Here is a 13,705-nt window from a genome sequence, read left to right on the forward strand (position 1 = left end):
CGGCGCGGCCGTTACTCATCTAGTCATGATGAACCCCATGACCGAGGCGCTGGCACAGGATCTCGCCACGCGCCTGCCCGCCGCCGCGATCCGAGAGGTCGAGCCTCGTTACCTGGAAGAGCCGCGCGGCCAGTGGGCCGGGCAGGCCGCGTGCGTCGTCGCGCCCGCCACGGCCGAGGAGGTGGCCGAGGTGATCCGCTTCGCCGGGGCGCATGGCGTGCCGGTGGTGCCCTATGGCGGTGGCACGGGTCTGGTCGGCGGGCAGGTGAGCCCGGACGGGGCGGCGCCAATCCTGCTGAGCCTCGAGCGCATGTCGGCGATCCGGGCCGTCCACCCGCGCGAGGCGGTGCTGGTGGCCGGGGCGGGGGCGATCCTGGCCGACGTGCAGGCGGCGGCCGAGGAGGCGGCGCTGCTGTTTCCGCTGTCGCTTGCCTCGGAAGGATCGGCGCGAATCGGCGGGCTTCTGGCGACCAACGCGGGAGGCGTGAACGTACTGCGCTACGGCAATGCGCGCGAGCTTTGCCTGGGGCTTGAGGCGGTGCTGCCTGACGGCAGCATCTGGCACGGGCTGCGGCGGCTGAGGAAGGACAACACCGGCTATGACCTGCGGCACCTGCTGATCGGGGCCGAGGGGACGCTGGGCGTGATCACGGCGGCAAGCCTGCGGCTGTTCCCGCGGCCGGAGCGGCGTGCGGCGGCTTTCATGGTGGTGCGCGACCCCGGAGCCGCGCTGGACCTGCTGGCCATGGCGCGGCGGCGGCTGGGCGAGGGCGTATCCGCGTTCGAGCTGATCTCGGGCATGGGGCTGGAGTTCCTGCGCGAGACCGAGAGGCCGGTGCGCCGGCCGTTCGACCCGTCGCCCGACTGGCTGGTGCTGGTCGAGCTGGGGCTTCCGGCGGCGCTCGACTCCGAGGCGGCGCTGGAGGAGCTGTTTGCCGAGGCGCTGGAGGCGGAGCTGGTCGACGACGGGCTGATCGCGCAGAGCGAGCAGCAGCGCGCCGAGTTCTGGGCGGTGCGCGAGACCATTCCGGAGGCGAACAAGCACGTGGGGGCCATCGCCTCACACGATATCTCTCTGCCGCTGTCGGCGATCCCGGACTTCATCGCGCGCGCGGATGCGGCGCTGGCGAAGCTGGGGGATTTCCGGATCAACTGCTTCGGGCATCTGGGCGACGGGAACCTGCACTACAACGTCTTCCCCGCGCATGGGCGCAGCAAGACGGAGTACGGCGAGGCGCGGCGCGAGGTAAGCGCGCTGGTGCATGACATGGTGCACGAGATGGAGGGATCGTTCAGCGCGGAGCACGGCATCGGGCGGCTGAAGGTGGGCGAACTGGAGCGCTATGGCGATCCGGCGAAGCTGGCCGCGATGCGGGCGATCAAGGCGGCGCTGGATCCCAGCGGGATAATGAACCCGGGCGCGGTGCTGCGCGCGCCGGAGTGAGATGGCGAAGACCTTCCTGAAAGGTCTTCGCAAATACCTTCTGAAGGAATTCGGGGCGCTCAGGCGCCCTCAAACTCGCACAGGACGTGGACATCCATGTCCAGGTCTTCCAGCAGCTTGCGGCCGCCGAGTTCGGGCAGGTCGATGATGAAGGCGCAGCCCACGATCTCGGCCCCGAGCCGCTTGAGCAGCTTGATGCCCGCGCCGGCCGTGCCGCCGGTGGCCAGCAGGTCGTCGACCAGGAGCACCGTCTCGCCCGGCTGAAGGGCGTCGTCGTGGATCTCGACGATCGCCTCGCCGTATTCCAGCTTGTAATCTTGGCTGATCGTGGTGCCGGGCAGCTTGCCCTTCTTGCGGATCGGCACGAAGCCGCAGCCCAGCTGGTGGGCGATGGCCCCGCCCAGGATGAAGCCCCGCGCCTCGAGCCCGACTACCTTGTCGATGCGCTGGCCGGCATAGGGGTCGAGCATCTGGTCGACGCAGATGCGGAAGCCGCGCGGGTCGGAGAAGAGGGTGGTGACGTCTCGGAACATGATCCCCTCGTGGGGGAAGTCCACGATGGTGCGGATGTAATCCTTGACGGTCTTGCGCTCGGTCATCGCCCTCGGTCCCGGCTGATTTTCAGACGCTGCCCCTGATGGCGGAAGCGCGGCGGGCACGCAAGGCGGATCAGGCGCCGAGCACGCGCCCCGCCACCGCTTCGAGCTTCGCGACCACACCCGGGTCGCGCTTGTCCGGCGCGGTGAGGATGGCGAAGGCGAGCGCCCGGTCGCAGCCGTGCGGGCAGGGGGTGCGGTCGGGGCCCAGCAGGTCCGGCAGGCGGCGGACCAGCCCGCGGCCCTTGTCGGCGTTGCCGGTCAGGGTGCGGATGATGTCGTTGATGTCCACCGCGCCGTGATCGGGATGCCAGCTGTCGTAGTCGGTGATCATCGCGACGCTGGCATAACAAAGCTCGGCCTCGCGGGCGAGCTTGGCCTCGGGCATGTTGGTCATGCCGATCACGTCGCAGCCCCAGACCTCGCGGTAGAGCTTCGACTCGGCGACCGAGGAAAATTGCGGCCCCTCCATCACGAGGTACGTGCCGCCGTCGTGAACGGTGATGCCCTCGGCTTCGGCCGCGTCCCGGCAGGCGGCGCCGAGGCGGGGGCAGGTGGGGTGCGCGACGCTGACATGGGCGACGCAGCCGGTGCCGAAGAACGACTTGTCGCGCTGAAAGGTGCGATCAATGAACTGGTCCACGATCACGAAATCGCCCGGCGCCATCTCCTCGCGGAACGAGCCGCAGGCGGACAGCGACACCACTTCGGTGACGCCCAGCCGCTTCAGCGCGTCGATGTTGGCGCGGTACGGCACGGTGGTGGGCGAGTGGACGTGCCCGCGGCCGTGGCGGGGCAGGAAGGCTATCGGCACACCGTCGAGCGTGCCGGTCCGGATCGCGTCCGAGGGGGCGCCCCACGGCGTCTCGACCCGTTGCCACTGCGCGTCCCGCAGGCCCTCGATCTCGTAAAGCCCCGAGCCGCCGATCACACCGATCATCGTCTGCGTCATGGTTTCCGCCCTTCTCGCGCTGCACCTGTGCCGTCTCTAGCGGCCCGCGAGCGGAGTGCAAGGCGCGGGGTACGGCCGGGGATCGTGGCTTCGCGGTTGGCAGAGGACAGCCCAAGGGGGGCGGGGCTGGTCGCCTATTCAAGCGACTCCGGCCGCGCCCCGATTGACAGCTGTCAACGCCGCGTCGCGCCTCCGGTTCTAGACTGGAGCTATCGGGGGCGCCGTTCGCCGCCGTTTCCGTTCAATCGACAAACCTCGAGGAGGGCACGACGATGCCGTACTACCTTTTCAAGGGCCGGTACACGACCCAGGCCTACAAGGCGCTGGTCGACACTCCCCAGGACCGGACAGCCGCCGGCACGGCGGTGGTCGAGGCGGCAGGCGGCAAGCTGCACAACCTGTTCTTCTGCTTCGGCAAGGAAGACGTCATTGCGCTCATCGAGATGCCGGACGATCAGGCGATGGCCGCCGCCGCCATGACGCTGGCGGCGTCGGGGGCCTTCGCGGGCGGGTCGACGACCAAGCTGCTTACTGCGCAAGAGGCTAAGGCGGCGATGGAGGCCGCGCAGACCGTCGCCAAAAGCTACACGCCCGTGACCGGTTGACGCTTCATTCGCCGGGGCGTTTCAGGCTGAAGACCTCGGTGACCCGCGCGTAATCGCGGTAACCCAGCCGCGCGAGGGGCTGGAAGCGCGTGACGTCGAACTGGCCGTCGACCAGGCAATCGTCGCGCAGGTGAATGCCTGTGACCTCGCCGAACACCACGAAATTGGCCGCGCCGGGAAGCTGGACGATCTGCGTCAGCTCGCATTCCAGGTTGGCCGGAGCATTGGCGACCCGGGAACAGGGGATCGTGTCGCATTCCGCTCGCTCGATTCCCGCCTTGTCGAACTCGTCGACCTCGCGCGGCCATGGCCCGGACGAGACGTTCATCACGTCGCGCATCGCATATTCAACGATGTTGACGCAGAACACGCCGGTGTCGCGGATGTTCGAGACGCTGTCCTTGGTGCCTTCGCGGTCGTCCTTCTGGCCGGTCGAGGCGAACATCACCTGCGGCGGGACATAGGCGACCGCGTTGAAGAACGAGTAAGGCGCGAGGTTCTCGGCCCCGTCTGAGCCGCGCGTCGAGACCCAGCCGATGGGGCGCGGCGTGACGATGGCGTTGAACGGGTTGTGCGGCAGCCCGTGGCCGTCTTCTGGACGATAGAACATGCGCTCTCCTGATCCGGTTTGCCGGTGACCTAGCCGCATGCTAGGCGCAAATCCAGTGGCGACGGGGGCAGGGCGTGATCCAGATCGAGGAGGAACGGGACGAGGATTGGTGGGAGGTCGAGGCCCTATACGACCTCTGCTTCGCGCCGGGACGCGAGGCGCTGTCCTCCTATCGCCTGCGAGACGGCGTGGCGCCGGTGCGTGCGCTGTGCCTGACGGCGCGGGACGAGCAGGGCATCCTCGCCTCGGCCATTCGCTTCTGGCCCGTGTGCGTGGGCGCACAGCGAGTGTTACTGCTTGGACCGATCGCCGTGCACCCCACGCGGCAGGGCGAGGGGCTGGGCGCGCTGCTGATCCGCGAGAGCCTTCTGCTGGCGCGGCGCGAGGGCTGGCTGCGGGTGATGCTGGTCGGCGACGCACCCTATTATTCCCGCTTTGGATTCAGTCACTTGAGCGGCGTCGAGATGCCCCCGCCCACCAATCCGGACCGGGTTCTGGGCGTCGCTCTGGTGCCCGGCGCATGGGAGGGCGTGACCGGTCAGGTGACGCGGGCGGCGGAAGGCGCCTGTTGATCTAAGCCCTTGGAAGGCGGTGAAACCTTCGTGGAACCCGGAGCCGCGGGAGGTTGTTGAGGCAGCATACCATGATGCGGTGCCCTGGCGCCGCGAGAAACACGGAGTTTCGTTATGAAAAAGCTGATGATTGCGACCGCCATCGCCACGATGACCACCACCGGTGCCTTCGCTCAGGAAGAGCAGCTCGACGAGCTGGTCGACGTTGAGCTGGGCGAAATCGGAATGGACAACGTGGACGTGAGCGCGCTGCCCGACGCCGCGGTGGCCGAGCTTCACCTGTACCTGACGAGCGACACGCAGGAGAGCGAGAGCATCACGCAGAACCGCGTGCGCAGCGTGCTTGAAGATTACGGCGTGCGCCTGCGGACCGGCGAAGTCTATGTCGTGGACCCGGCCACGACGGTGGCTATCGAGGTTCCGGCGAACCAACTGCGGGCCCGCGTCGCGAACCGGCTGGACGTCACCTATGAAGAGGACGTCGACGTGTCGACGCTGACGGACGATCAGGTGGCCGAGCTGTACCTGATCCTCACCAGCACCGACGACGCGACCACGAAAGACGACCGCATCCGCGGCGTTCTGCAGTAATCGCGACCGGTTAGACGGATAAAGGGCCGCCCGGATGCCGGGCGGCCTTTCTTCGTGACAGGTGCTTGTCCTGTCGTCCTCTCCCGACCATCTTCAACGGCATGACACACGCACATTCCGCTTCGACCGACAGCCTTTCCCCCGATGTCAGAACCGAACTCGAGGCGCTGGCGCAGCGTTTCCGCGCGGCCGACAACGTGGGCATGCAGGTGCTCAACCTTGTGGGCGGGCGGGCTGAGGGCCTGCTCGACCGGCTGCCCGATGGCGTGCGCGAGCGGCTGGACGACGCGACGAAGCGGGCGCTTTCCGTCGCCTCGGACCTTGCCCATCATTCGCGCGGGCGGGTGCGCGACCGCGCGGATTGGCTGAACACGGCCGTGACCACCGCGATGGGGGCTGCCGGCGGGGCGGGCGGTCTGCCCACGGCGCTGGCCGAGCTGCCGGTGACGACGACGGTGCTTCTGCGCGCGATCCAGGGCATCGCGGCCGAGAACGGCTTCGACACCGAGGATCCGGCGGTGCGGATGCATTGCCTTCAGGTGTTCGGCGCGGCCGGGCCGCTGTCGCGCGACGACGGCACCGACATGGCGTTCCTGTCGGCGCGGATCACGCTGACGGGCGCGACCGTTCATGGCCTGATCGCGCGGATCGCGCCGCGCCTGGCGACGGTCATGGGCCAGAAGCTTGCGGCGCAGACCGTGCCGGTTCTGGGCGCGGCGGCTGGGGCGGCGACGAACTATGCCTTCACCAGTTATTACCAGGACATGGCGCGGGTGTATTTCGGGCTGCGCGCGCTTGCCCGGGACCGCGGGCTCGACACCGAGGACGTGCTGCGCGAATTCCGCCTTCTGGTGGAGCCGCCGCGCCAGGTCGGCTGAGTTTGCGGCTCAGACGGCCCAGCCGGTCCGGCCCATCCAGTCCATGATGGCCGGGCGTACCGACTGCGCGCCGGAGTCGCGCGCCTCATGGATCACGCGCCGGGCCTCTTTCAGGTCGACGCGCCGGATCAGGTGCTTGACCGGGCCGATCGAGGCCGGGCGCATCGACAGCGACCGCAGGCCCATGGCGGCGAAGCACATCGCCTCGATCGGGCGACCGGCGTCTTCTCCGCAGAAGCTGACGGGCGTTCCGGTTTCCGCGCAGCGCTCGACCACGTGTTCGATCAGCGCCAGGAAACTGACGTTCAGCGTGTCGTAGCGGCGGCGCACGCGCTCGTTCTCGCGGTCGGCGGCGAAGAAGAACTGCTTCAGGTCGTTGCCGCCGATCGAGATGAAATCCGCCAGCTCGAAGAACTGCCGCGGCGCAAAGGCGAGGCTGGGCGTTTCCAGCATCGCGCCGATCTGGAGCTTCGAGGGCAGGGGATGGCCCAGCTTCCGCTCGCGCTCGATCTCTTCCAGCAGGCGGCCGCGGGCCTCGCGAAATTCGTCGAACTGCGCGATGAAGGGGAACATGACGTTGAGCGGCCCGCCGTCGGCGGCCCGGATCAGCGCCTGAAGCTGCATCCGCATGATGCCCGGCTTGTCGAGGCCCAGCCGGATCGCGCGCCAGCCGAGTGCCGGGTTCGGTTCATCCTCGCGCTTCATGTAGGGCAGGACCTTGTCGGATCCGATGTCGAGCGTGCGGAAGGTCACGGGCCGCCCCTTGGCCGCCCGGATGACGCGCTGGTAAAGCGCGGCCAGATCGCCCCGGCGCGGCACCTTGTTGCGCGTGAGGAACTGCAGCTCGGTCCGGAAGAGGCCCACGCCCTCGGCCCCCGATCCTTCGAGCGAGGGCAGGTCGGCCATGAGCCCCGCGTTCATCAGCAGCGACACGCGCGTGCCACACAGCGCCTCGGCCGGCTGGTCCCTGAGGCCGGCATAGCGTTCCTGCGCCTGCGCCTGCATCGCGATCTTGTCGCGGAACGCCTTGGCGACGCTTTCCTCGGGGCGCAGGTGGACAACCCCCTGTTCGCCGTCGACGATGATCTGGTCGCCGTTCAGCGCCTCGGTCGTGATGCGTTCGGCATGGACGACCAGGGGAATGGCGAGGGCCCGGGCAACGATGGCGGCATGGCTGCCGACCGAGCCCTGTTCCAGCACGACGCCCTTGAGCTTGCGGCCATAGTCCAGAAGGTCGCCGGGACCAATGTTGCGGGCAATCAGGATCGGGTTGTCCGGCATCTCGGCGCCGGTCTGGTTGCCCTGCCCGGTAAGGATGCGCAGCAGCCGGTTCGACAGGTCGTCGAGATCCTGCAGGCGTTCGCGCAGATACGCGTCGGGAACGGCCTGAAGCCGGGCTCGCGCCGCCGACTGCTCCTTCTCGACCGCCGCCTCGGCGGACAGGCCGCGGGCGATGTCCTCCTCCATCCTCCGCATCCAGCTGCGGGAGTTGGCGAACATGCGATAGGCTTCGAGCACGCCGCGCTGCTCGCCGTCGGCGAAGTCGTGGTTCGACAGCATGTCGTCCACCGACAGGCGCAGCTGGTCGACGGCTTCGTGCAGGCGCTTGTGTTCGCCCTCGGGATCGTCGGCGATGGGGTTGGTGACGACCACGCGCGGGTCATGCAGCCAGACGCGGCCTTCGGCCGTGCCCTCCTGCGCCACTGTGGCGCGGAACATCACCGGGTCCTGGTGGCGGGCCGCCAGCGCCGCGCCCTCGCCGACAAAAGCGCCGAGCTCGGTCATCTCGGCCAGCACCATCGCCACGACTTCGAGGGCATAGACCTCGTCCTCGGAATACTGCCGCTCGTCCTTGGACTGGACCACGAGCACGCCCAGCCGCTCGCCCAGCCGCTGGATCGGCACGCCGAGGAGCGAGGAGTAAATCTCCTCCCCGGTCTCGGGCATGTAGCGGAAGCCATGCTCGGCGGGCGCGTTCGCGGCGTTGATCGGGCGTCCGACCTTGGCGATGCGGCCGACCAGGCCCTCGCCCACGCGCATCCGGGTCTGGTGCACGGCCTCGGGCTTCAGTCCCTCGGTCGCGCAAAGCTCAAGCGTCTCGGAATCGCGGAACAGGTAGATCGAACAGACCTCGGTCTGCATCGAATCGGCGACAAGCTGCGTGACGCGGTCCAGCCGCGCCTGGCCGGCGCTGTCCTCGGCAAGCGCCTCGCGCAAGCGGCCGAGCAGCTTGCGGCTTTCCGTTTCCGTTCCCTGTGGCATGGTCCCTTTCCGGGGCCTTATCCGGCGGCCTTCTCAAGTTCGAAGGCATCATGCAGCGCCTGAACCGCCAATTCCATATACTTTCGGTCAATCAGGACCGATATCTTGATCTCTGACGTCGTGATGACCTTGATGTTGATGTTTTCGTCACGAAGCGCCTTGAACATCTTCGCAGCGACCCCGGCATGGCTGCGCATGCCGATGCCCACGACCGACACCTTCGACACCTCGGTGTCGGCATAGAGATCGTGGAAGTTGATCTCGCCCCGCGTCTTGGCGTCCTGCATCGCGCGTTCGGCGCGCTTCACCTGATCGACCGGGCACGAGAACGTCATGTCCGTGCGACCCTCTTCCGAGATGTTCTGCACGATCATGTCCACGTTCACGCCGGCATCGGCGAGGGGGCCGAAGATCGCCGCGGCGATGCCGGGGCGGTCGGCGACCGAGATCAGCGTCATCTTCGCTTCGTCGCGGCTGTAGGCGACCCCGGCGACCACGTTGGATTCCATGATTTCCTCCTCGTCGCAGACGAGCGTTCCCGCATGTTCGTCGTTGTCCTCGAACGAGGACAGGACCCTGAGCTTCACCTTGTAGCGCATCGCCAGCTCGACCGAGCGGGTCTGGAGCACCTTCGCCCCCAGGCTCGCCAGTTCGAGCATCTCCTCGAAGGCGATGCGGTCGAGCTTTCGGGCCTTGCGCGTGATGCGCGGATCGGTGGTATAGACGCCGTCCACGTCGGTGTAGATGTCGCAGCGCTCGGCCCCGAAGGCGGCGGCGAAGGCCACAGCGGTGGTGTCCGATCCGCCCCGGCCCAGCGTGGTGATCCGCCCCTCGGGGCTGATCCCCTGGAAGCCGGCGACCACGGCGACCTTCATGCCCTGGGCGAACTTGGCGTTCATGTTGTCGGTCGGGATCTCCTCGATCCGGGCCGCGCCATGGGCGGACGAGGTCTTGAGCGGCACCTGCCAGCCCTGCCACGACCGCGCCGGGATATCCATTTCCTGAAGCGTCAGCGCCATGAGCCCGGCGGTCACGTTCTCGCCCGACGACACGACCGCGTCGTATTCGCGCGCGTCGTAGAACGGCGAGATCTCGTTGACCCAGCCCACGAGCTCGTTGGTCTTGCCGGCCATCGCGCTGACGATCACGATGACGTCGTAGCCATTGGCGACCTCGCGCCCCACGCGCTTGGCCGCGCGGCGGATCCGGTCCGGCGTCGCGACCGAGGTGCCCCCGAATTTCATCACGAGAAGCGGCATCGGCACGCCTTTCCTGTCCCCTTCGCGGCGCTTCCTAGAAGAAGCCGCGACACCGCGCAAGACTTGGTGAAGCGCGCGTTATCGCCGCGCTCAGTTCGACTTGCGCGCCGGGCGGAAGGGCAGGGGCGCGACCGGGATGCCGTCCTCGATCAGCTTCTTGGCCTCGTCGATCCGCGCCTCGCCATAGATCGACCGTTCGGGCGCGCCGCCCTCGTGCATCTTGCGCGCCTCGGCGGCGAACTTCATGCCGACGTATTCCGAGTTCGACTCGACTTTCTTCTTCAGCTCGGCCAGCGCCTTCTCGGCCGGAGAGGCCGGTTCGCGCAGAGACGGCGCTTTCTGCTCGGAGGCCTGCGCCTTCTTCCGGCTGGCCTGCACCTGCGGCGCCATCAGCGACTTCTCGACCTCGGTGCCGCCGCATTCGGGGCAGGCCACGTGACCTGCGCTGCGCAAGGCGTCGTAGGCCGAGGCGGACTGGAACCAGCTTTCGAACACGTGGTCGTCGCGGCACTTCAGCGTGTAACGGATCATTTCTCAGGCACACCCATCATCGCGTCCCACGGGACACAGGCCCCTGTTATTTATGCAACAGCCGGGCAAGATCAATCCGGCATCTCCGCGATTGACGCGGTGCAGGCTCGGCATACCTGCCGTGAATGCGCCCCGCCGACCCGACGCTCGCCGCCACGCTCGACCGCGCCCCGACCGCCGCCACGGCGCCCCGCTTCATCGGGTCCGAGGTCTATCGGGGGTCGAGCTACGGCGGCCTGCATCCGCTGCGAATCCCGCGCGTGCCGACCGTCATCGACCTGATCCGCGCCATGTTCTGGCTCGCGCCGGGCCAGTACGTGTCGAGCCCGCGCGCCAAGCCCGCCGCGCTGGCCGCCTGGCACACGCCCGGCTACATCGCCGCGCTCCAGCAGGCCGAGCGGGACGGAGAGGTCAGCCCCGAGGTCCGGGCGCGCCACAACCTGGGTACCGCGTCGAACCCGGTCTATCCGGAGGTTTTTCGCCGCCCCGCCACGGCCGCCGGCGGCTCGATCCTCGCCGGGCAGCTTCTGCGCGACGGGGGCGTGATCCACTCGCCCGGCGGCGGGACGCATCACGGGATGCCCGACCGCGCCAACGGGTTCTGCTACCTCAACGACCCGGTCCTCGCCATCCTGTCGCTGCGCGCGGCGGGCGTGCACCGCGTCGCCTATGTCGACATCGACGCGCACCACCCCGACGGGGTTGAGCACGCCTTCGCCCGGGACGAGGAGGTGCTGATGATCTCGGTGCACGAAGAGCGGCGCTGGCCCTTCACCGGCGCGCTCGAGGAGGCGGGCGCAGGGAGCGTCTTCAACCTGCCGGTCCCGCGCGCGTTCAACGACACCGAGATGCGCACGGTGCTCGAGACGCTGATCCTCCCGCGGATCGACGCCTTCCGCCCCGAGGCCATCGTGCTGCAATGCGGCTCGGACGCGGTCGAGGAGGACCCGCTGTCGCGTCTTTCCCTGTCGAACAACGCGCATTGGGAGGTCGTCGCGGCGCTGCGGCCGCTCTCGCCCCGCTACCTCGTCCTGGGCGGGGGCGGCTACAACCCGTGGAGCGTCGGCCGGCTCTGGGCGGGCAATTGGGCGGTGCTGAACGGCTTGAAGATCCCGGAGCGGTTGCCCGAAGCGGCCGAGGCGGTGCTGCGCGGGATCGCCTGGCGCGGCAACTCGCGCGGCCGCAATCCGCCCGATCATTGGTTCACCACCCTGCGCGACGTCCCGCGCGAGGGCGCGGTCAGGGAAGAGGTGCGCGACCGGCTCGCGCGCCTCGCCGCGCGATGATCCGGGCCTTCATCGCCCTGCCGCTGCCCGGCGAGACGCGCGAGGCGCTGGCGATGCTCCAGCACATGCTGCCGCTGTCGCGCCGCGTGCCGCCCGAGAACATGCACCTCACGCTCGCCTTCCTGGGCGATCTGGACGACGAGACGCTGGAAGCCGTGCATGACGGGCTGCAGGCGATCGCGGCCCCGCCGATCGAACTTAAGCTTGCCGGAGTCGGCACGTTCGGCGGCGATAAGCCGCGCTCGGTTCACGCACAGGTGGCGCCCGGCCCGGAGCTCGACGCGCTCCAGGCCAAGGTCGCGCGCGCGGCGCGGTCCGGCGGCGCGCAGGTCGCAAGCCGCAGCTTCGTGCCACACGTCACGCTGTCGCGCGAGCGGCCGCGCGGTCCGGACCTGATGCGGCTGGAACAGGGCGGGGCCGCCCTGTCGGGCTGGCGCGCGCCGCCGGTGCGCGTCGAGGAATTCTGCCTCTACCGCTCCGACCTCGGCGGCGGCCCGGCGCGCTACACGCCGCTGGCCTGCTATCCCCTAACCGGCTGAGCACGCCCCTTCTCATCTTCGGCCCTGAAATATCCCCGGGGGTTTGGGGGCAGGCAGCCCCCACGCAGGCCCGCCGCCCGCCATACCGGGTGCCGTGGGGCCAAGACCTTTCAAGAAAGGTCTTGGCAACTTCCTTCTGAAGGAAGTTGCGCGCTCAAAGCTCTACCGTCTCCATGACGTCGGGCGTCTTCACGTCGACGCCCGGCAGCGCCTCGACCAGCTTGTCGGCCGACTGCTCCAGCAGCGGGAAGGTCTTGTAGTGGCACGGGATCACGGTCTTGAAGTCGAAGTACCGCTTCGCCGCCCAGGCCGCGCGCTCCATGTCCATGGTAAAGTGGCCGCCGGCGCTCAGGATGCCGATCTCGGGCGCGTGGTATTCGCCCATCCACGCCATGTCCGCCATGATGTCCGTATCGCCCGAGACGTAAAGCGTGCGTCCTTCGCCGGCGATCATGTAGCCGGCCTCGGCGCCCGCGTACATCGGGCCGTGATCCGTCGCGATCGAGGAGGAGTGGGCCGCGTTCACCATCGTCACCTTCACCTCGCCGAGCGCCACCGTGCCGCCCTTGTTGAAGCCGGTGACCTCGATCCCCTCGGTCTTCTCGAGGTGCCCCATCAGGTCGAAGATGCCCAGAACCGGGACGCCCAGGGTCTTGGCCAGCCCCGCCACCCCGCTGGCGTGGTCGAAATGACCGTGAGTCAGCAGGATGGCGGTCGCGCCGCGGATGGCGTCCTCCTTGCGCGCGTCGGGAAAGACCGGGTTTCCTTCGAGCCAGGGATCGACCAGCAGCACCTGGTCCGCGATCTCGATGCGAAAGCTGGCATGTCCGAGCCACGTGATCTTCATACTCGTCTCCCTATGTTGCCTCGGGCTGCATGGTAGCGGACAGGGCGCGGGTGTCACATGGATTGGTCGGACAGTATCGACGGGTACTGCGAACGGCTGGGGCCGGCGCTGTGGGCCGAGCCCGTGAACGCCGCGACCAACCTTGCCTTCCTGTTCGCCGCTTGGGTGATATGGCGGCGGGTGCGGGGACAGGGCCTGACGCTGGCGGTCCTGTTGTGCCTGGTGCTCGCCACGATCGGTATCGGCTCGCTGCTGTTCCATACCTTCGCCACGCGCTGGGCGGCGACGGCGGACACGACGCCCATCGGGGCGTTCATCCTGCTTTACCTCTTCGCCGCCAACCGGCATTTCTGGGCCATGCCGGTCTGGGCCGCGGTGCTCGGCACGGCCGCCTTCATCCCTTGGACCGTGCTGCTGACGCCCGTCTTCGCGGGTTTGCCCTTCTTCGCCGCCTCGTCCTTCTATTGGCCCGTGCCGGTGCTCATCCTGCTTTACGCCGTGCTCCTGCGCCGGCGCACGCCGTTGACGGCGCGGGGTCTCGCTATCGGGGCGGGCATCCTGGTCGCCAGCCTCGTCTTTCGCTCGCTCGATGCGCCGCTTTGCGATGCCGTCCCCGTCGGCACGCATTTCCTGTGGCACCTGCTCAACGCGCTCATGCTGGGGTGGATGATCGAGGTCTATCGCCGCCACCGGCTTGAAGCCGGCGGGGCGGGGCGCTAAACGCGCAGCGTTC

At 68.5% G+C, this 13,705-nt stretch carries 15 protein-coding genes; 8 read left to right on the forward strand and 7 right to left on the reverse strand.

All coding sequences use genetic code 11. The annotated features are described in order from the left end of the window. Positions 1-28: 28 nt before the first annotated feature. Positions 29-1,444, forward strand: a complete 1,416-nt coding sequence (locus tag BM162_RS04120) for an FAD-binding oxidoreductase (protein ID WP_439332817.1) — start codon at positions 29-31, stop codon at positions 1,442-1,444. Positions 1,445-1,503: 59 nt separating this feature from the next. On the opposite strand, the gene BM162_RS04125 is transcribed toward BM162_RS04120, so the two are convergent. Both BM162_RS04125 and BM162_RS04130 read right to left on the reverse strand, forming a co-directional pair. Beyond that, a complete protein-coding gene (locus BM162_RS04125; RefSeq protein WP_093418138.1) occupies positions 1,504-2,043 on the reverse strand; it encodes an adenine phosphoribosyltransferase in 540 nt (179 codons plus the stop codon). A gap of 70 nt (positions 2,044-2,113) precedes the next feature. Then, positions 2,114-2,992 carry an S-methyl-5'-thioadenosine phosphorylase gene (locus tag BM162_RS04130; RefSeq protein WP_093418141.1) on the reverse strand — a complete coding sequence of 293 codons (879 nt, stop codon included), beginning with the start codon at positions 2,990-2,992 and terminating at the stop codon, positions 2,114-2,116. Positions 2,993-3,264: 272 nt separating this feature from the next. Here BM162_RS04130 and BM162_RS04135 point away from each other — a divergent pair, with 272 nt between their 5' ends. Further along, a complete protein-coding gene (locus BM162_RS04135; RefSeq protein ID WP_093418143.1) occupies positions 3,265-3,597 on the forward strand; it encodes a GYD domain-containing protein in 333 nt (110 codons plus the stop codon). Between the two features lie 4 nt (positions 3,598-3,601). Here the strand turns inward: BM162_RS04135 and BM162_RS04140 are convergent, their stop codons facing one another. Then, positions 3,602-4,207 carry a flavin reductase family protein gene (locus BM162_RS04140; RefSeq protein WP_093418146.1) on the reverse strand — a complete coding sequence of 202 codons (606 nt, stop codon included), beginning with the start codon at positions 4,205-4,207 and terminating at the stop codon, positions 3,602-3,604. 74 nt (positions 4,208-4,281) lie between these two features. On the opposite strand from BM162_RS04140, the gene BM162_RS04145 reads away from it, so the two are divergent. The 3 genes from BM162_RS04145 (at position 4,282) to BM162_RS04155 (ending at position 6,248) form a co-directional block, all read left to right on the forward strand. Then, the gene (locus BM162_RS04145; protein ID WP_093418148.1) at positions 4,282-4,779 is read left to right on the forward strand and encodes a GNAT family N-acetyltransferase; all 498 of its coding nucleotides are present in this window, start codon (positions 4,282-4,284) and stop codon (positions 4,777-4,779) included. A gap of 114 nt (positions 4,780-4,893) precedes the next feature. Further along, positions 4,894-5,370, forward strand: coding sequence for a hypothetical protein (locus BM162_RS04150; RefSeq protein ID WP_093418151.1), 477 nt, complete (start codon positions 4,894-4,896; stop codon positions 5,368-5,370). A gap of 101 nt (positions 5,371-5,471) precedes the next feature. Next, positions 5,472-6,248 carry an EcsC family protein gene (locus BM162_RS04155; RefSeq protein ID WP_093418154.1) on the forward strand — a complete coding sequence of 259 codons (777 nt, stop codon included), beginning with the start codon at positions 5,472-5,474 and terminating at the stop codon, positions 6,246-6,248. A 9-nt stretch (positions 6,249-6,257) separates the two neighbouring features. Here BM162_RS04155 and ptsP read toward each other — a convergent pair whose 3' ends face one another. The 3 genes from ptsP to BM162_RS04170 form a co-directional block, all read right to left on the reverse strand. Next, positions 6,258-8,510, reverse strand: a complete 2,253-nt coding sequence (gene ptsP, locus BM162_RS04160) for a phosphoenolpyruvate--protein phosphotransferase (protein WP_093418156.1) — start codon at positions 8,508-8,510, stop codon at positions 6,258-6,260. Positions 8,511-8,527: 17 nt separating this feature from the next. Beyond that, on the reverse strand, positions 8,528-9,769 hold the full coding sequence (locus BM162_RS04165; protein ID WP_093418159.1) for an aspartate kinase: 1,242 nt from the start codon (positions 9,767-9,769) through the stop codon (positions 8,528-8,530). A gap of 90 nt (positions 9,770-9,859) precedes the next feature. Then, a complete protein-coding gene (locus BM162_RS04170; protein WP_093418161.1) occupies positions 9,860-10,300 on the reverse strand; it encodes a DUF1178 family protein in 441 nt (146 codons plus the stop codon). A gap of 125 nt (positions 10,301-10,425) precedes the next feature. Here BM162_RS04170 and BM162_RS04175 point away from each other — a divergent pair, with 125 nt between their 5' ends. Together BM162_RS04175 and thpR are read left to right on the forward strand one after the other, a co-directional pair. Then, positions 10,426-11,586, forward strand: coding sequence for an acetoin utilization protein AcuC (locus BM162_RS04175; RefSeq protein WP_093418164.1), 1,161 nt, complete (start codon positions 10,426-10,428; stop codon positions 11,584-11,586). Continuing rightward, positions 11,583-12,125, forward strand: coding sequence for an RNA 2',3'-cyclic phosphodiesterase (thpR, locus tag BM162_RS04180; RefSeq protein WP_093418166.1), 543 nt, complete (start codon positions 11,583-11,585; stop codon positions 12,123-12,125). The genes BM162_RS04175 and thpR overlap by 4 nt, the downstream gene beginning before the upstream one ends. 154 nt (positions 12,126-12,279) lie before the next feature. Here thpR and BM162_RS04185 read toward each other — a convergent pair whose 3' ends face one another. Continuing rightward, positions 12,280-12,972, reverse strand: coding sequence for a metal-dependent hydrolase (locus BM162_RS04185; RefSeq protein WP_093418169.1), 693 nt, complete (start codon positions 12,970-12,972; stop codon positions 12,280-12,282). A 57-nt stretch (positions 12,973-13,029) separates the two neighbouring features. Here BM162_RS04185 and BM162_RS04190 point away from each other — a divergent pair, with 57 nt between their 5' ends. Then, positions 13,030-13,692, forward strand: a complete 663-nt coding sequence (locus BM162_RS04190; protein ID WP_093418171.1) for a ceramidase domain-containing protein — start codon at positions 13,030-13,032, stop codon at positions 13,690-13,692. Positions 13,693-13,705 lie beyond the last annotated feature (13 nt).

This window comes from Tranquillimonas alkanivorans, assembly GCF_900115595.1.
GTDB lineage: Bacteria > Pseudomonadota > Alphaproteobacteria > Rhodobacterales > Rhodobacteraceae > Tranquillimonas > Tranquillimonas alkanivorans.